This is a genomic window from Natrialba sp. PRR66, assembly GCF_034808065.1.
GTDB classification, from domain to species: Archaea; Halobacteriota; Halobacteria; order Halobacteriales; family Natrialbaceae; genus Natrialba; species Natrialba aegyptia.
On the sequence record NZ_JAXHGN010000002.1, the window covers coordinates 654,340 to 672,204 of the forward strand.

Annotated in this window: 18 protein-coding genes and 1 tRNA gene; 11 read left to right on the forward strand and 8 right to left on the reverse strand. The window is 64.2% G+C overall.

The features are described 5' to 3' along the window. Positions 1-88 precede the first annotated feature (88 nt). The 3 genes from SM755_RS09400 to SM755_RS09410 are packed head-to-tail and all read left to right on the forward strand — an operon-like array spanning position 89 to position 3,944. On the forward strand, positions 89-1,141 hold the full coding sequence (locus SM755_RS09400; RefSeq protein WP_323172410.1) for a DUF4129 domain-containing protein: 1,053 nt from the start codon (positions 89-91) through the stop codon (positions 1,139-1,141). Beyond that, positions 1,138-3,174, forward strand: a complete 2,037-nt coding sequence (locus SM755_RS09405) for a DUF58 domain-containing protein (RefSeq protein ID WP_323172411.1) — start codon at positions 1,138-1,140, stop codon at positions 3,172-3,174. The genes SM755_RS09400 and SM755_RS09405 overlap by 4 nt, the downstream gene beginning before the upstream one ends. Further along, entirely contained in the window at positions 3,171-3,944 is a 774-nt protein-coding gene (locus tag SM755_RS09410) for a hypothetical protein (protein ID WP_323172412.1), read from the forward strand. Before SM755_RS09405 ends, SM755_RS09410 begins: the two co-directional genes overlap by 4 nt. Before the next feature lie 116 nt (positions 3,945-4,060). On the opposite strand, the gene moaA is transcribed toward SM755_RS09410, so the two are convergent. Beyond that, entirely contained in the window at positions 4,061-5,056 is a 996-nt protein-coding gene (moaA, locus tag SM755_RS09415; protein WP_323172413.1) for a GTP 3',8-cyclase MoaA, read from the reverse strand. Between the two features lie 147 nt (positions 5,057-5,203). Between moaA and SM755_RS09420 the strand changes: the two genes are divergently transcribed. Continuing rightward, entirely contained in the window at positions 5,204-6,772 is a 1,569-nt protein-coding gene (locus SM755_RS09420; protein WP_323172414.1) for a methyl-accepting chemotaxis protein, read from the forward strand. A 147-nt stretch (positions 6,773-6,919) separates the two neighbouring features. Continuing rightward, positions 6,920-7,147 carry a hypothetical protein gene (locus SM755_RS09425; RefSeq protein WP_323172415.1) on the forward strand — a complete coding sequence of 76 codons (228 nt, stop codon included), beginning with the start codon at positions 6,920-6,922 and terminating at the stop codon, positions 7,145-7,147. A gap of 29 nt (positions 7,148-7,176) precedes the next feature. On the opposite strand, the gene SM755_RS09430 is transcribed toward SM755_RS09425, so the two are convergent. Together SM755_RS09430 and SM755_RS09435 are read right to left on the reverse strand one after the other, a co-directional pair. Continuing rightward, entirely contained in the window at positions 7,177-8,643 is a 1,467-nt protein-coding gene (locus SM755_RS09430) for an RtcB family protein (protein WP_323172416.1), read from the reverse strand. Between the two features lie 76 nt (positions 8,644-8,719). Then, positions 8,720-9,181: an archease gene (locus SM755_RS09435; protein ID WP_049903707.1), complete on the reverse strand. Its 462-nt coding sequence runs from the start codon at positions 9,179-9,181 to the stop codon at positions 8,720-8,722. Between the two features lie 232 nt (positions 9,182-9,413). Between SM755_RS09435 and SM755_RS09440 the strand changes: the two genes are divergently transcribed. The 3 genes from SM755_RS09440 (at position 9,414) to SM755_RS09450 (ending at position 12,307) form a co-directional block, all read left to right on the forward strand. After that, a complete protein-coding gene (locus tag SM755_RS09440) occupies positions 9,414-9,890 on the forward strand; it encodes an N-acetyltransferase (protein WP_323172417.1) in 477 nt (158 codons plus the stop codon). 78 nt (positions 9,891-9,968) lie between these two features. Then, positions 9,969-11,144: a DNA primase small subunit PriS gene (priS, locus tag SM755_RS09445; protein ID WP_323172418.1), complete on the forward strand. Its 1,176-nt coding sequence runs from the start codon at positions 9,969-9,971 to the stop codon at positions 11,142-11,144. Then, positions 11,141-12,307, forward strand: a complete 1,167-nt coding sequence (locus SM755_RS09450) for a hypothetical protein (RefSeq protein WP_323172419.1) — start codon at positions 11,141-11,143, stop codon at positions 12,305-12,307. The genes priS and SM755_RS09450 overlap by 4 nt, the downstream gene beginning before the upstream one ends. 69 nt (positions 12,308-12,376) lie before the next feature. Here the strand turns inward: SM755_RS09450 and SM755_RS09455 are convergent, their stop codons facing one another. The 5 genes from SM755_RS09455 to SM755_RS09475 form a co-directional block, all read right to left on the reverse strand. Further along, positions 12,377-12,517, reverse strand: a complete 141-nt coding sequence (locus SM755_RS09455; protein ID WP_006666021.1) for a hypothetical protein — start codon at positions 12,515-12,517, stop codon at positions 12,377-12,379. A gap of 260 nt (positions 12,518-12,777) precedes the next feature. Further along, on the reverse strand, positions 12,778-13,293 hold the full coding sequence (locus SM755_RS09460) for an SRPBCC domain-containing protein (protein WP_323172420.1): 516 nt from the start codon (positions 13,291-13,293) through the stop codon (positions 12,778-12,780). Continuing rightward, positions 13,290-13,625, reverse strand: coding sequence for a metalloregulator ArsR/SmtB family transcription factor (locus SM755_RS09465; protein ID WP_323172421.1), 336 nt, complete (start codon positions 13,623-13,625; stop codon positions 13,290-13,292). Before SM755_RS09465 ends, SM755_RS09460 begins: the two co-directional genes overlap by 4 nt. Before the next feature lie 477 nt (positions 13,626-14,102). After that, a tRNA-Val gene (locus SM755_RS09470) sits at positions 14,103-14,177 on the reverse strand. 181 nt (positions 14,178-14,358) lie between these two features. Next, positions 14,359-14,892, reverse strand: coding sequence for a cob(I)yrinic acid a,c-diamide adenosyltransferase (locus SM755_RS09475; protein WP_323172422.1), 534 nt, complete (start codon positions 14,890-14,892; stop codon positions 14,359-14,361). Between the two features lie 105 nt (positions 14,893-14,997). Here SM755_RS09475 and SM755_RS09480 point away from each other — a divergent pair, with 105 nt between their 5' ends. From SM755_RS09480 to SM755_RS09490, 3 genes are all read left to right on the forward strand, one after another. After that, the gene (locus SM755_RS09480) at positions 14,998-15,177 is read left to right on the forward strand and encodes a hypothetical protein (protein WP_006666012.1); all 180 of its coding nucleotides are present in this window, start codon (positions 14,998-15,000) and stop codon (positions 15,175-15,177) included. 86 nt (positions 15,178-15,263) lie between these two features. Beyond that, positions 15,264-17,126, forward strand: a complete 1,863-nt coding sequence (locus SM755_RS09485) for an inositol monophosphatase family protein (RefSeq protein ID WP_323172423.1) — start codon at positions 15,264-15,266, stop codon at positions 17,124-17,126. A 129-nt stretch (positions 17,127-17,255) separates the two neighbouring features. Beyond that, positions 17,256-17,852: a GNAT family protein gene (locus SM755_RS09490; protein ID WP_323172424.1), complete on the forward strand. Its 597-nt coding sequence runs from the start codon at positions 17,256-17,258 to the stop codon at positions 17,850-17,852. Positions 17,853-17,865: the final 13 nt, after the last annotated feature.

Consider the following 17,865-nt stretch of genomic DNA (forward strand, 5'->3'; position numbering starts at 1 on the left):
GTTCTATCGGGGTCCGACCTCCCTGTGAATAGATCCCGCGATCGATGGACTCACTTATTACTGATGCGACACAATGTCCCCGAAACTGGTGTCCCGAAACGACCTCCTCGTCCGAGTCGCCGCCGCACTCGGCGGTATCGTTGCGATCGCGCTCGCAGCGGCGACGATCGATACGCCGATCAATACCGGCGGCTCGGGCGGCAGCTCCGCCGGAAGCGGTGCCGGAACCGGCACCGAGGGTATCGTCGACCAACCGGGTTCCCCGAACGACGTCCCGAGCGGTGGCGGCGTGCCGCCGTTTCTCGAGTACCTCTTCTACGCGCTCCTCATCATCGTCGTGATCGCACTCGTCTGGTATCTCCTCGCCAACCGACGCGAGGCCGTCTCGTTGATCGCCGTTGCCCTCCTCGCCGCACTCGGCGGAATTCTCCTCCTCTCCGTTCTCGAGTTCGATATGGCGAGCGGTCCAGCCGAAATGCTGAATCGGAGCGCCGGCTCGGGAACCCCCGCCGCTCCGGGAAGCGGTGACGGCGAGGCCAGCGACGTGTTCCCGACTAATCCGTTATTTGCCGCGCTTGCTATCATTACGACGATTTTCGTCGGTGGCGTGTTGCTCTCCCGCGGATCCGGGACGGACGACGGTACGGCAACAGCCACGGCGCAGGACGAGGATGCGACCCGAAGCGCAGACGCTACTGCGGTCGGTACCGCCGCCGGCCGCGCCGCCGACCGAATCGACGAGTCGACCGACCTCGACAACGAAATCTACCGCGCCTGGCGCGAGATGACCCGACCGCTCGATGTCGACCGCCCCGACTCGAGCACGCCGCGCGAGTTCGCACGCGCCGCCGTCGACGCCGGCCTGACTCGCGAACACGTCGACGAACTCACCCGGCTCTTCGAGGACGTTCGATACGGCTCGACGGAGTCGACGCCCGAACTCGAAGACCGGGCGGTCGCGATCCTTCGACGGATCGAACGCGAATACGGCGACACGGCGGCGTCGGCAGCCGCCGATTCGGAGCGGTCGGCAGCGACGGACGCCGAGCAGTCGGGCGCTGCCGGACAGCGTCGATCGGACCAAGCAGGACAAGGGTACTCGGACCGCTCCGGGCGACCGAACGGCGGTGAGAATCGGTGAACGTCCGACGAGTCCCGCTGCTGCTCGGCTTTCTCGCACTTGGGTGCGGTCTCGCTGTCGCAACCGGAACTCTCGAGCTCAGCCTCGCCGACAGTGCGATCGGTGTCGTCGCACTGATCGCACTCCTGGTTGGTCTTCGATCACTCGGACGGCGATCCAATCGGCGCGACCGGCCGAATAGCGCCGAGGCAGCGCCCGAACGACGAGTCGACGTTCCCGTTCCCGGTCACTCGCTCTCGAGTTCAGTCGCCGACTTTCGGCAAGCGACCGCCGAGTATACGACCCGTGGGCGGCGGACGGTCGACGGACTCCGGGCGGCGGCCGTGGCCGTCCTCACGCGGTTCGAAGGCGATACCGTGGCGGATGCGACCGACCGCATCGAAGCGGGGACCTGGACCGACGATCCGATCGCCGCCGCGTTCCTCTCGGACTCGGTCGACCGGCCGAACCGGTCGCTTCGAGCGCGACTGCAGCGCATCACCGACGGGGAAACCGCCTTCCAGCGGGGCGTTCGCCACACCGTCGCCGCGATCGCGTCGGTCGGCTACGACCGGGCTGGGAGCGACACTGAAGCCGACTCCGCGGCCCCGGGAACGAGCCCCGGCGAGACCGGGACCGTTGCGCTCCCGGACTACGACTACCAGCGCGGAACGGCCGATGGCTCGACGCCAACCCCGCGCCGGACGACGACGGAATCCGTCGACGGCGTCCGAGCGTCTCGGACCAGATCGACCGACTACTGGCTCGGTATCGGCGTCGTCGCTCTCCTCGCCGTCGGTATCGGCGCGCTCGTCGAGTCGGCCGGCGTCGTCCTCATCGGCGTCATCGGCATCGGCTACGCCGGCTTCGCCCGGGCGCTCGAGCCGCCCGAACTCGAACTCGAACTCGAGCGCACGGTCGAAGACGACGCGCCCGACCCCGGCGACGACGTCGACGTTACCGTCACGCTCACGAACGCGAGTTCGGGTTTCGTCCCGGACCTTCGGTTCGTCGACGGCATTCCGGCGGGCCTCGCCGTGACGGACGGGTCGAGCCGGCTCGGGACCGCACTTCGGCCGGGCGAGTCGGCCACGCTCGAGTATACGGTGACCGTCCAGCGTGGGGCCCACCAGTTCGATCCCGCGCTCGCGATCGTGCGCGACCTCTCGCGCTCGACGGAACGCGAGTATCTCGTCGGCACGGAGACGACCGTCACCTGTGAACCCGAATTCCGTCCGACGACCGCACCGGTTCCGCTTCGGGCGACTGCAGCCGCGTTTGCCGGTCGGCTGACGACGGCGGAGGGCGGAACGGGGACGACCTTCCACTCGGTGCGGGAGTATCGGCCGAACGACTCGCTCTCCCGTATCGACTGGAATCGTCGCGCGAAGACGGGCGAACTCGCGACGCTCCAGTTCCACGAGGAGCGGGCCGCTCGCGTCGTCGTCCTCGTCGATGCGCGGCGACAGTCGTATCTCGCTCCGGCACCGGATCGGGCGCACGCGGTCGATCGCTCGGTAACCGCGGCGGGTCGGATCGCCGCCTCGCTCCTCGATGCGGGCGATACCGTCGGGCTCGCTGGACTCGGCCCGACCGATCGCGAACAGGTACGTTCGAGAATTGGACGGCGACGGACGGAGCCATGCTGGCTCGCGCCGGCGTCCGGCCGGGACCACGAGATCCAGTTTCAGGAGTTGCTCGCGACGCATCCGCAGTTCGAGACGCTCCCGCCGGACCAGAACAGTCGCTGGTTCTCGCAGTTTCGGACGATTCAGCGCCGACTCTCGGCCGAAACGCAGATCGTCCTCCTCTCGCCGCTGTGCGATGCGATGGCGGCCGATATCGCCCGGCGACTCGACGCCGGCGGCCACGCCGTGACGGTCGTGAGCCCGGATCCGACCGCGGAACGAACGGTCGGCCATCGCCTCGCGGCCGTCGCCCGACGCGTTCGTCGGTTCGATCTCGAACAGGCGGGGATTTCGGTCGTCGACTGGGGGCCTGACGAATCGATCGACGCGGTCTTCGCGCGCCACGCTGCAGGTGGTTCTCGATGACGCCGCCACCGGAACAGAACGGTCGAGAACAGGAGCGACGCGCCAGCAGGGGAACCGGTCCCCGCGCGGAATCGGAGCCACAGTCACAGCCACGGCACCGAGCGACAGCGGACGGGACAACGAGCCCAGGCGAGCGCGAGCAGGATCAGGACCGGGATCGAGACCGAGACGGGGCCGAGTCGCGGGACTACGACCACGGTGGAGCGGCCGGTCCCGTCACCCTCACGCGCAAACCGACGCTGTTCTCGAGCGGGTGTGCGCTCGCCGCCGCACTCGTCACAACGGTTATGGCCGCACTCGCATCCGGCATCACCACCCCGGCCGTCGGCGTCACCGCGCTCGGCGTCGCCGTCCTCGCCGCCGGACTGTACTGGGCACACCCACGGACGATCGACATCGGTGCACTCGTCCTCCTCGTCGGCCTCATCGTCGCGGGCGCTCGATCACCCCTCGTCGAACCCCTCGTCGTCGGCACGGTCGCGACCGTCCTCGCCTGGGATCTCGGTCACAGCGGACTCACACTCGGCACCCAACTCGGCCGCGACGCCCGGACCATCCGTCTTGAACTCGTCCAGCTCGGATCGAGCCTGCTGGTCGGACTGCTGTCAGGAACCATCGGCTACGCGGTGTACACCGCCGGGACGGGCAACCTGCCAGCCTCGACGATCGTCCTGCTGTTGGTCGCAGTCACGCTCATCATTGTCAGTCTCGGAACGAAGCGATCCAGGAGTCCCAATCGGAAACGAAAACGAGAGCGGCCACCACGATAGGCGGTAGCCACTCCGGACGAATCGGGATGTGAGAGGAGAGGGATTTCCCGCCGGCAGAGACGAGTTCAGTGTCACCGTCAGTGCCATCGCCGCATCACTCCGCTGCAGTGTGGCGATCAGGTGCCGGCGTAGCCCTCGATGTACTCGTCGTTGACTTCCCACTCGCCGTCGCCGTTTTGCACCATGTACTCGCCGTAGTAGGGGACGCGGTTCGCGACGGTTTCGCGGAACGTCTCGCGAATCTCTTGTTTCGTCATGTCGCCCATCGACCGGAGGTCGTCGTTTCGGTTGAGACAGCCCTTGAGATAACCTTCGTGGGTGACGCGGACGCGATGGCAGTTCGCACAGAAGGTCGGATTCTCGACGGGATCGACGATTTCGACCATGCCGCGGTCGGATTCGGGTGCCTCGTCGTGGCTCACCCAGTAGCGCTTTCGATCGTGCATCTCCCGATGTTCGATCTCGTCGGCTTGCTCGGCGAGCCAGTCGTGAACGCGCTGGATGTCGATGTTCCACTCGGGTCGGCCGGTCAACTCGGGCATGTACTCGATCAACTGGAGTTGGAGGCCGTCGTTCCGAGCGACGTGATCGACCATTTCCGGGACGTACCCCGCCGTCTGCTCGAAGACGACCATGTTGAGCTTGACCGGGTCCAGCCCCGCATCGAGCGCTGCCTCAACCCCTTCGAGCACTCGTTCGTAGGCCCCGCTCTGGGTCACGGCTGCGAAATCCTCCGGATCGAGCGCATCCTGCGAGACGTTCACGCGATCGAGTCCCGCATCGACGAGTTCATCGGCGCGGTCGGGGAGGAACGTCCCGTTGGTCGTCAGCGAAACCTCCATCCCGTCGGGCGTGCGCTCGATGATTTCGGCTAAGTCCTGTCGGAGCATCGGCTCGCCGCCGGTGAATTTGACCGCATCGACGTCGAACTCGGCGGCGACCTCGAGAAAGCGAACGACGTCGTCCGTCTCCATCTCGTCGTCCTGCGGATCCATCGGCCCCCGTGTGTCGCCGAGACCCTCGTTGTGACAGTAGACGCAGTCGAAGTTACACCGATCGGTGAGCGAGACGCGGACCCCGGTCACCTCGCGTCCGAACTCGTCGGTGAGCATAGCTTTGTGTTGTGGTCGAATCCGCTTAAACGCGCCGGGTATTTCGACATCCAGTAACTGATTTCCGTTACGCCCGATACTGTCAACTAAACGTTCTGTTGCCGTCGACTTTAACTACGTTCCGTCTAACCGTGCGGGTAGTGACCAATGGACAGTAAGATTTCAGACGAGTCTCGAGACGCCGAGTCGACAGCTACACGGGTCTCCAATCGACCGACCGAAGACGACCGCGAGGAGGAGTCCGTCGGCGGGTTCGAGGGCGCTGCTGCGCCGGTCATTCGCCGGGCTGGCTATCGGCAACTGTTCGATGGAACCGGCATTCCCACGTTCATTCTGGACGCCGAGGGAACGGTCGTCGAGTGGAACGCGGCGCTGGCCGAGTTGACCGGCGTCGACCGAGCCGATGCGCTCGGCCACGACTACGCGTCGGAACTGTTCTATCCGGACGGCCGCCGTGGTGATACGCTCGCGGACAAGGTGTTACAGGCCCCCGAGCGGGCCCACGAACGATTCGGCGTCGAACTGCGCGACCCCGAGCAACGCCGGTACGGCGACACCAGCACCATGGTCGACCGCCACGGCGACGAGAAACACATCGACTTCTCGGCGACACCGCTGTACGGCACCGATGGGGGAAGCGACGACGACCTTCTCGGCGTCATCGAAGTCGTCGTCGACCGAACCGACATCGTCGCCGAGCGCGACGCCACGACGGCGCTCGTCCGCGAACTCCAGACGACCGCAACCGAAATCAGCCACGGCGACCTCACCGCCCGCGCACAGCGACGCGACTCGTTCCAGTTGCTCGATTCCGAACTCGTGGCCGTCGTCGACGACCTCAACGAGATGGCCGCCAGCCTCGAAACGCTCACCGGCCGCGTGAGCGAACAGGCGACCGAGATGCAAGCCGCCGTCGACGACGCGAGCGCGGCCGCCGACGATATCGCGGACAACGTCGCCGAACAGCATCGCTTACTCGAAGACTCTGCAAGCGAGATGCAGACGTTCGCGGCCGGCATGGAGGAAGTCGCCGCCCAGGCAGAAGAGGTCGACACCGCCGCCCAGGCCGCCAAAGACGCCGTCGAACACGGACTCGATGCCGGCGCGGATGCACGCGAGGCGACCGAAGACGTCGTCGAAATCGGCGACGAACTCGCCGCAAACATCGACGAGCTTACGGCCAAGATGGACGACATCGGCTCCGTCGTCGAGGTCATCTCGGACGTCGCCGACGAGACGAACCTCCTCGCGCTCAACGCCAACATCGAAGCCGCTCGCGCCGGCGACAGCGGCGACGGATTCGCCGTCGTCGCGGACCACGTCAAAACCCTCGCCAACGAAACGCAGGACCACACCGAGGAGATCACGGCGAACCTCGACGAGTTGCAGACCCAGTTCACCGCGACGACCGACGCCGTCTCCCGCTCCCACGACCGGATCGACCACGCCGAAACCCAGATCGATGCCGTCATCACTGAACTCGAGGCGATTGCTGATTCCGTCGACGAGGCCGCCCACGGCATCTCCGAGGTCGCCCGTGTAATCGACGACCAGACGGCCAGCGTCGAAGAACTCACCTCGACGATCGAGACGGTCCGGGACCGTTCGGAGCGAAGCGAGACGGCGACGGAGCGAATCGTTGAGGCGACGACCCAGCAAGAGCAAACGATCGACCAACTCGTCCGCCGCGTCGACGAGTTACAGACCGACGACTAACGCGACCTCGTACGCCCTCGTTCCAGTTCCACCGACGGACGGCTGTGGTGACTCGTCCCCCTCTCCATTCCGTCGACCGAGAACCCTGCCAGCCGAAAAAACCCCCGCCGGCCGAAAACCTACACCGCCCCCGCACGAACACCGACCATGGATGACGACATGCTCTCCGACCAGCGCGAACTCGTCGAACGCATCGAAGCCGCCGGCTGGGACGTGACCGATCTCGAACTCTCGGCCTACGACAGCCCCTGGTCCGACGAGGACAATCCCGAGGCGACGGTGACGATCACCGCCCGCAAGCCATACGAGAGCGAGACCGCAGAGACGAGCGGTGCTGCCAGTGAGGACGACGAGAACCCGTTCCGACTGAAATAGGCCTCTCGAACCCCGATCGAAGTCGGTTATTACCCCTTGATGTTACACACCGGGAACGTCCGCGCCACCTTGTCGCCGATTCCCAACGCGTCCGAGACGCGAACCACCTCATCGACGTCCTTGTAGACGCCGGGAGCTTCCTCGGCGACCGTCGCGCCGGACTGGGCCTTTACGTAGATCTGTTGCTGGTCCTCGAGTTCATCCTGTACGTCGCCGCCCCAGAACTCGTTTTTGGCCTGGGTACGGCTCATTAGCCGTCCCGCACCGTGGGCCGTGGAGCCGAAGGTGAGGTCCATCGAGTGTTCGCCGCCTCGCAGGACGTAGCTGCCGGCTCCCATGCTGCCGGGGATGATGACGGGCTGACCGACATCGCGATACGCGGCGGGAACTTCGGGGTGGCCGGCGGGGAACGCCCGCGTGGCACCCTTGCGGTGGACGTAGAGTTCGCGTTCGTCTCCCGCCACGGTGTGCGTTTCCTTCTTCGCGATGTTGTGGGCTACGTCGTACAGCAGGTGCATGTCCATGGCCTCCCACGAGCGGTCAAAGACGCGCTCGAAGACCCGCCGCGTGCGGTGCATGATGAGTTGGCGGTTGACCCACGCGAAGTTGATCGCGGCGTTCATCGCGCCGTAGTAGTCGTCGGCGAGTTGAGAGCCGGCGGGTGCGGCCGCGAGTTCTTTGTCCGGCAACTGATTCAGCAGTCCCTGGTGTTGCTGCTCGATCTTCCGGAGGTAGTCGTTGCAGGTCTGGTGGCCCAGGCCGCGCGAGCCGCAGTGGATCAGGACGACGATCTGGTCCGTTTCAAGGCCGTAGGCCCCACCCACCTCGTCGTCGAAGACGTCCGTGACGCGCTGGACTTCGAGGAAGTGGTTGCCCGAGCCGAGTGAACCGATCTGGTTTTTCCCGCGGTCTTTGGCCTTCTGGCTCACCTTCTCCGGGTCCGCGCCCTCACGCATTCCCTCGTCCTCGCAGTGGAGCAGGTCGTCCTCGACGGCGTGACCGTTCTCGAGCGCCCAGTCGACGCCCCGTTCGAGTATCTCCTCGACGGTGTCGACACCGGCTTCGACGACGCCGCCGCCGCCGAGCCCCGACGGGATGTTCGCAAAAAGGGAGTCGACGAGTTCTTCTTCCCGTCCCTGAAGCTCGTCGTAGGTCAGATTCGTCCGCATCATCCTGACGCCGCAATTGATGTCGTAGCCGACCGCTCCCGGCGAAATACAGCCGTTCTCGGCGTCGAGTGCACCCACTCCACCGACCGGGAACCCGTAGCCCTGGTGGCCGTCGGGCATGCAAATCGCGTAGTTCGTGATCCCCGGCAGGTGAGTCGTGTTTCGAAGCTGTTCGAGCGTCTTGTCCTCGCTGATCTCCTCGAGGAGGGCTTCGCTCGCGAGCACTCTCGCGGGCGCGCGCATATCCCCCTCTTGAGGGATCTCCCAGACGAACTCGCGCACCTGCTCGAGCGTGATGTCGCCGGCCTCGAACGTGGAATTGCTCATACGCAAAGTCGGACCCCGACGATGAAAGGTGTTCGTCTCTCGAGTTGCTCGCTATGCGAGTGGAGTCCCCGGTTGATCAAATATCGAAGACGACGTACGCCTCCCACCCGTCGGCGACGTTCTCGAGTCGCATTTCGGAATAGGTGACGGCTTTCACCTCCCGGGCGTCGAGTTCAGTAAGCGGGACGCCGCGGGCGGTTGCGGTCAATTCCCACGGAGGATCGGCTGTCGGATCGTCGCCATCGGCGTCGCTGTCGGCTGCCTCGACTCTCGGCCCGGTGATCGACTCGACGCGGTGATCGACCGGGAGTTCGGCGCGCACGTCCCGCAGATAGATGAGTTCGTCGAGGTAGTCGAACAGCAGTGCCTCGCGGCTCTCGGCGGCGACGGTGAGCGAAAACCGCTCGCCTGCGTCGGGGATCTCGTCAGTCGAGCAGGCCGCCAGGCCGTCGGCGACGGCGGCGAAGACCGCTTCGAGTGACCCACCCGTCGCCGCGACCGCAACGTCGGCAGTGTGATCGCGCAGTTCGAAGCCCATCGTCTCGTCTCGACGTTTGCGTACCACCGTCGTATGTCCGTCGCTTCCGCCGACGTAGCACCGGTACTTTCGGACGAGAGTCAGCGAGCGGTCGGCCTCGAACCCCCGTTGTCCGCGGCGGGTCCTGCAGTAGCCCGCAGTACTGCGATTGATAGTCACCCGGTCGACAGTATCTCGGTCGGGGACCTCGTTGCCGGTGGAATTATATTGGCGACGATGTAAGGCAGTGGTAGTGAGCGTCAACATCGACAGGCGCGTCGTTACGCCAGGGAACGACGAGTTCGTCGAGCAGGCCTGGCAGCTCAAAGAGCAGATCAACCAGCAGGAGGATGTCCTCAAGCAGCGGCGGGATTTCTTTACTGACGCCTACCGACGATCGACCGTTCACTGCTACGTCCTCGACGACGAACTCGTCGGTTTTGCCGCCGTTCGGCGCGACGGCTACATTCTCTTTCTCGCAGTTTCGCCGGCCCACCGCGGAGAGGGCCTTGGAAAACGCCTCGTTGCCCGGGTTGCCGACGACCACGAGACGATCACCTGTCACGCCCGGACGAGCAACGAGAACGCCCTGCAGTTCTACGAGCATCTCGGCTTCGAGATCAAACGTCGGATCGACAACTACTACGAGGACAGCGGCGACGCCTACTACCTGAAACTCGGCTCCGGCGACGGGATCGCGGACCGAATCTCCGACCTGATGCGCCGGTAGTGTGGTCTGGGACCGACGGTCACCCACACGGACAGTCCAATACAATTATACCCGCGCCACGACGAGTAGCGCAAGCGTATGGAGGAGCGAACGAGGGCCTATCTTCGGGGGCGATTTCGAGACTACTATCGACGGACGGAGCTAACGCCACCGCCCGCCGCGAACGAACGCGAGTGGGGCTTTATCCCCTGGACCGAAAGCCCCGGCACGACGATGGTCCGCCACCGATCACTGCTCGAACTCGGCGACCTCTCCGAGTTCCTCGTCCGCAAGCGCCCGCGACACGTCTACTTCTCCGCGGGCCGCTTTCGCGATCCGAGCGCGAGTTCGATGAGCGAGAAAGACTGGCAGTCCGCCGATCTCGTCTTCGACCTCGACGCGGACCACCTGCCGAACGTCACCCTCGGAGAGGACACCTACGCCGAGATGCTCGCGACGTGTAAGGACGCCCTGTTTCGACTCCTCGATTTTCTCGAAAACGACTTCGGATTCGAAGAACTGGAGCTCGTCTTTTCGGGCGGCCGCGGCTACCACGTCCACGTCCGCGACGACAACGTCCGCCACCTCGACCGGGAGCACCGCCGCGAAATCGTCGACTACGTCCGCGGGATCGGCCTCGACTTCGACGAACTGATCGAAACCGAGACCGTCGCCGGACTCGGTCGAAAGACGCCGACGGAGCGACGAACGCTCCGCGTCGAGGGCGGCTGGGGAAAGCGAACCCACGATCACTTCATGGCCTTCGTCGACGATCTCCTCGAACTCGAAGCAGACGCCGCACTCGAGCGCCTCCAGGAGTTCGACGGTATCGGCGAGGGGAAGGCACAGGCGACGATACACGCCGCCCGGAACAACCGCGAGCAACTCGAATCGGGCAACGTCACCGTCCACACCGCCGTCGCGCAGTTGGCAGAGCGATTCGCCTCGAAAGCCGTCGAACGGGACAACGCCCCGATCGACGAACCGGTGACGACCGACACGAACCGCCTCATCCGACTGCCCGGCACGCTCCACGGCGGCAGCGGACTGCAAACGGTTCGCCTCCAGCGCGATGAACTCGACGCGTTCGACCCGCTGGTCGACGCCGTCCCCGAGACGTTCGTGGGCCAGGAGATTGCCGTCGACGTCACCGACGGCGGGACGGTCGAACTCGGAGGAGATAGCTTTACGGTCTCCGAGGGTGACCAGTCACTCCCAGAGTACGTTGCCGTCTTCCTGATGGCACGCGGTCGGGCTGAAAAGGAGAAAGAATGAATTTGAACGAACTACGCTCGGTCCAGAGCAAGGAGCGAAAGAAAGACAGCCTCCAGAACCTTCGCCCCTCGTTCTACCAGGAGGTCGGCGAGTACATCGCCGAACTCGAGGCCGAACGCGAGCGCGCGGCCGAGCGCGCCGATGACCCCTTTTCGTCGCCCGAAGTGGGCCGGCTCACGGACGAAATCGAGACCGCAAACGACGTGGTCGAAGCGATCTACGAGCGCCGGATGGGCAAACTCGTCAAGCAAGCGAGTCTCGCCGCGGCCGGCATGGCGGCGGACGACGAGGGGCTCACCGCCGAAGAGGCTGCCCTCTTCGACGATCTCGTCGACCGCATCAAGGGGAACAAAGCACGCGTGCTCGACGTGCTTGAGGGCAGTACCCAGGCCCAGGACCAGGATGCGGCCACCGATAGCGCTACCTCGAGAGAAGCCGGTCAAGATCAGGGTCAGGACCAGGGCCAGCGCCAGCACTCCAATTCGCCCGCCCCACCGACACCACCGCAAGAACCCGCATCGGAAGACCCCGTGCAACGCCGCGAAGCGAACCGGGGAGACGACCAAGTCCCCGAGTCTCAGTCCGAGCAGCACTCACAAAACGCACCCCACACGCAGCAGCCGCCGACTTCGCAGTCCACGCCAGCCACTCCCGACTCGGAACCCGCCGACGCCGCGGGCGTCTCCCCTGCGGACGTGATGGGCGGTGACGCTGCTAGTGCTACCTCGAGTGCCGGGGCCGACACGGCCGAGACGGCTGACACGACCGAGACAGCCGACACCGCCAACACGGCTCACGCCGAGTCCGCCCCGCAGGTGAACTCGAGTGCAGCGACGGAGACAGCCATAGATCCAGGGGAAGGAGACGGAACCGATACCGGGACACCCGAGCAACACCGTACTGGTGGTGGTACTGAGGGTGGGACGAACAACGACTACGACGGGGCACGATCCCGTTCGCCCTCCGAAGCGAAAGCGGACGGGGACGAGGCGACCGCCGAATCGCAAGTCGACCGCATGACGGTCAAAATCACGCAGGACATCGGCTCTATCCTCGGTGTCGACGACCGGGAATATACGCTTGTCAGCGATGACATTGTGACGCTCCCCGAAGCGAACGCGACGCCACTGCTCGAACGCGAAGCGGCCGAACCGCTCGAGTGACATTCGGAATTGACGGCCGTAGCACTCTGCCGACACCGACAACTGCGACTGCTATCGACGCATTTCGTCTCAGGCCGCTGGAACGTCGTAGATACTCACCCAGTGGTCACCGTATTCCGCTTCGTGTTCGCTGGCGACCTCGCTGGCTTCGATCCAGTCGCGACATTCCCGATCGAGTTCGCAACTGTCGCAGCGAAGTTGGTATGCCATATGATACCAAGAACATAGGCGGCCTTAAGCATTCGTCGTGGTTCCGCTGGGTTGCAGTTTTGGAACGGTGGTCCGCTGTCACGGACAGGGCTGCTTCGCAGGGGGTTGCAAAAGAACGACGCTCTTGAGAGTGTCGTCCGGAGTCGACTCGAGACCCGGTGGCGGTGTCAGACAGTCGTGCCTGCTGATCGCGTGCCACGCCTTTGCTGCTGCGTAGACCGTGATCGGATCTCGCACAGCGGTGACGCGATTGGAAGCGGTTAGTCGCCTGTCGACGGAACGGCCGACTCGTCGGCGATGAACCCCTCGAGTTTGTCGAGGCTCTGGCTCCACCCCAGTTCCATTCCCTCGAGCGAGTCAGCCACCGCTTCGCTCGCCCGGATCACTTCCGCCCGGATCGTCAGTTCGGTCTGCTCACCGCGCTCGGCGAACGTGACCGTTTGATACACTTCAAGTTGCGGGGTGCCGTCTTCGTCCTTGAGCGCCCGACTGGTGGCTTCGATTCGCGCTGGCTCATCGACGACGTGATACACCCCCGTACCGGGATAGATAGTGCCATCAGGGCCCTGCATGTCGATTCTGAATTCCCCATCCGGTCTGACATCCAGTTCGCAGTAGGGAACGGTGAACTCGGCCGGCCCCCACCACTGTTCGACCCGTTCGGGGTCGGTCCACGCTTCGAACACGCGCTCGCGCGGGGCGTCGAACGTCCGCCGGATCGTCATGTCGTACTCGCTCGGTTCGAACTCGGTTGCTGTCGTCTTCTCGTCTGTCATTGGCCCTCGTTCTCCAGATGGTCAGCCAACGCGTCCAGCCGGTCGTCCCAGAAGACGCGGTACTGCGTCAGCCAGCCGAACGCGACGCTCAGTGGAGTCGCCTCCAACTGGCACTGCCGGACGCGTCCGTCCTGTTCGACCTCGATCAATCCCGCGTTTTCGAGTACCTGCAGGTGCTTCGAAACGGCGGCCAGGCAGATGTCGCGGGACTCTGCGAGTTCAGTGACACTCGCTGGTCCGGTGGCAAGGTCCTCGATCTGAACTCGCCGAGTCGGGCGGGACAATGGCTGGCAGATTGTATCGAGGTCTATCGCTACACGTCGGTCAACCATCTGGTTGAATACTAGCTGCACAGATATTTAACCATTTAGTGTACTATCGAGACCATCAGCGAAACTGTCTGGAACGGCTCGTTTAGGCGTTTAACTGAATACTGGTGCGAGGCCCAGGAGAGATCGGACGGCACTATGTGTCGTCTGGCGGCGTTAGGAACGGGCCGGGACAGCACCCAGCAATCAAAGATTCAGCGGGACAGTTAATTGCGTAGTGCCAGAGATGACGATATCACTCCGGAAGCGAGTGGGTCGGGTAGATTTGAACCACGGCGAGATGTGCTCGTATGGCTGTGCGTCTCGTCCGGTTCAAGCTGCCCAACGTAATTGGTTTGTGCCTCACGGAATTGTTCGGCGCAAAATCAGTGGGTTGGGGCGGATTTGAACCACGGTCGTTCCGCTTCGCTGCACTCCCTGATTCAAATCTGGCCAACGTGACGATTCTGTCGCTCACGGTTTTGTTCGCGACAGAAGTAGTGGGTTGGGGCAGATTTGAACTGCCGACTTCCTCCGTGTGAAGGAGGTATCATAACCGGACTAGATCACCAACCCGCATACGGTCGTATCCGTGCGTTCGACTTAAGACTTCCTTTCACGTTCGAGGCCGATACCCTGTATCCGCTGTCGTTCTGGCGATTCCCAGCCGTCCGGTCGACGACGCTACAAACCGCTTTGTCGTGCAACCGATACCGACACCGACATGCATGGAGCGTTCTCTCGCTGCTCCAGACGATTAGTATTCCGGCGTTTCCTCCGGTTCACCCTCCCGAGCGTTGACGACGCGGGCGAACGTGAACAGGCCGTCGGAGAGTCGGTTGAGGTACTGCACCGCTTGCTCGTTGATCTCCGCTTCGCTGGCCAGTGCAACTGCTCGTCGCTCGGCTCGGCGACAGACGGTTCGAGCGTGGTGTAACTGCGCGCCGGGGTTGCTCCCGGAGGGGAGGATAAAGGCAGTCAACGGCTCGAGTTCAGCGTCGAACGAGTCGATCCAGTCTTCGACGGTGTCGACGTGGGCGGCGGTGATCGCCGGGTCGTCTTCATCGGGGTCGGGATTCGCAAAGTCGGCCTGGACGATGTGGAGGTGGTTCTGCACGGTGCGGAGTCGATCGTCGACATCCGCGTGTCCGGTGGGTCGAATCGTGCCGAGCAGGGCGTTGAGTTCGTCGACGGTACCGTAGGCCTCGATTCGGGGGCTGGTCTTCGAGACGCGGGTCATATCCCGGAGATCGGTTTTGCCGTCGTCGCCACGGCCGGTGTAGATCGACATGGCCGAACCGATGAAGGGAGAGTACTTAATTGCTGGCCGAGCGGTGATCCGGTGGCACGATCAGGAACCAGTACGTTCAATTTGGTCCGTGTGCAATCGCCGCGTATGACGATGGAACTCGACCACGAGTGCCCAAACTGTGGCGACGAACGGACGTTCTACCGCGCGGCGAGTACGACAATGCATCTCGGTGAGAAGGTCAAGTGGCACTGTCCGGACTGTGACTACGGCTTTGTCCAGATTGGCGACAACGGAACTGCTGTCGACTCGAGCGTGGACGTCTAGTCACCAGTACTGGTACCAGTACCGGTACCGGAAATCACCAGCTGGCAGCACGAACCGAACACTACCAGTTTCCGCTGGACCTCCCCATGCAAGGACGCAGGCTCGCGACGACGGACGAGATTATTGCGATCGTCAGTCCTGACAGTGACGATGTCGTCGCCGGACTCGAGTCGTGGACCACAGCGCGTGACATCACGCTGTCGACGGTCGACGTCGGCGACGAGATCGGTGAGCGATACGATCCGAACCGGGCGACACTCGGGATAACGATCGGCGGTGATGGCACCTTTCTGGAGGGGATCAAGACCTTTGCACCGCGGAACGTGCCCCAACTCGGAGTCAATACGGGGACCCTCTCCTTTCTGGCCCGCGTCGAACCCGAAGATCTCAACGCCGCCCTCGATGAAGTCGTTCAGGGACGTGCAAAGGTCGACAGCCGCCAACAGGTCGCCGTCACCGGCTCGAGCGTCGATGCGACGGGAATCAACGACGTGACTATCGAGCACGTTCCGCCGGAAAACCCCGTCGACAGCAAGGTGACGCAACTCGATGTCTACGCCGATGACGAGTATATCGGCGAGTTCGAGGGAACGGGACTTGCGGTCTCGACGCCGACCGGGTCGACCGGGATTTCGCTGTCCGCGAACGGCCCGATCCACTACCCGGTCGACAACCACACGCTGCAGCTCGTTCCGTTGCACACCCACCAGCTGGGCGTCCGGCCGATCGTCGTCTCGCCCTCGACCGAACTTCGAATCGTCACCCGCGGCCCCGCAACGTTGCTGGTCGACGGCGGACGGACGCATACCCGCCTCGAAACGGGCGAGAGCGTCCTGTTGACGGGTGCCGACAGGCTCGCACACGTCGTCCGAACGAGTTACGACGACCACTTCTTCACCGCAATCGCGAAGAAACTCGGCTGGGGAATCCGCGCCGTCGACGATCAGCCGTCGACACCGCGTTCGGAGACGGACCGCGCTCTCGGATCGGGATTGCACGCTGGAGCGATTTCGTCGGCGACACCGATGGAACTGGAAACGGCATCGGAAGCAAAAGCGGACCCAGCGAAGTCGAGTTCAGCGGCGGATGCCGGTGAGACGGGAAGCCGTTCCGATTCGCCCGCTGTTCCGTCGACGGGACGTGACGACCGGACGACCCTCGAATACGCCCGCACGGTTGCAACAGAGGCTGCCGAGGCCGCCGGCGAGCCGCTGCGCGAACTCCACGGCCAGGTCGATTCCATCACTGTCAAAAGCAACAAATCGGATATCGTCACCGAGGCCGACCACCAGGCGAATCGGATCATCACGACCGTTATCGACAACGAGTTCCCCGAGCACGGAATCGTCTCCGAAGAGCAACCGCGGCGAAATCGTGCCGACGGCTACACCTGGGTTATCGATCCGCTCGACGGAACCGGGAACTTCGCACACGGCAACCCGAACTATTCGGTTTCGATCGCGCTTCTCGATTGCGGAACGCCGGTGATGGGCGTCGTCTACGTCCCCGAAACGGACGAACTGTTTAGCGCAATCGCCGAGGTCGGTGCCCGACGAGACGGCGATCCGATCGAGACGACGGACCGCGACCGCCTCGACGAGAGCATGCTCATCTCGGGGTACGACCCCGACGGCACCTTCCTCTCGCACTTCTACCAGGAATCTCGCGGCGTCCGCCGTCTCGGGTCGGCCGCGCTCAATCTCTGCTACCTGGCGAGCGGCAGCGCCGACGCGACCTGGGAACACGACACCCATCCCTGGGACATCGCCGCCGGCCTCGTCATCGCACGAGCTGCCGGCGCGACGATCACCGACGAACGCGGCGACCCGTTCGTCTTTGAACTCGAGGCCGACGACCGCACGGCGCTGCTCGGCTCGAACGGCCCGTTGCACCCGGCGCTGGTGGAGCATCTCAAGACGGGGCTGTCGGACCGCAGAGCGGATCGCTGAGTCGGTCGCCGTTCGACACTCGCCTTGTCGCGTACCCGATCCCGTTGAAGTCTGTTTCGGTGGTGTGAGCGTCGGTTCCACGCCTCGAACACGTTTATCGTCCCCGCTACACACTGTGGGTGTAGGAACATGTCACTCTTCCCGACCGAGATGGAGAGCGAGCGGCTCCGGTACGAGCGGCTCCACCCGGACGAGTTCGACGCCTACGAACTGTACGAATACGTTCACGCCGGCGCACCCGGCATCGACGAGATCACGAAGTACGTCACCTGGGATCCTCACCAGCACCCCAAGGAGGCGTCCGACTGGGTCGAGCACTGCGGCGAGCAGTTCGAAGACGGCGCGGCGGCCACCTACGCCCTCCGACCGACGGAAGGCGACCGCGCCGACGAACTCGCCGGCTTCGCCGGTATCCACCCCGACTGGGACCGGCGGCTCGCGGTCTTCGGCGCGTGGCTCCGGAAACCGTTCTGGGGCCGGGGCTACTCCGGCGAGCGCGCCGCCCGGATGCTCGAACTCGCCTTCGACCGCCTCGACCTCGAAGTGGTCACGGTCGCACACGATCCCGCGAACGAGAAGTCCCGCCGCGCCATCGAGAAGTACGTCGAGCGATTTGGCGGCCGAAAAGAGGGCCGGATCCGCAACGATATCATCATCGACGACGAGCCGCGAGACAGCATCCGGTACAGCATCTCCCGTTCGGAGTGGGAGCGAAACCGCGACTGACAGCGGGACGCGA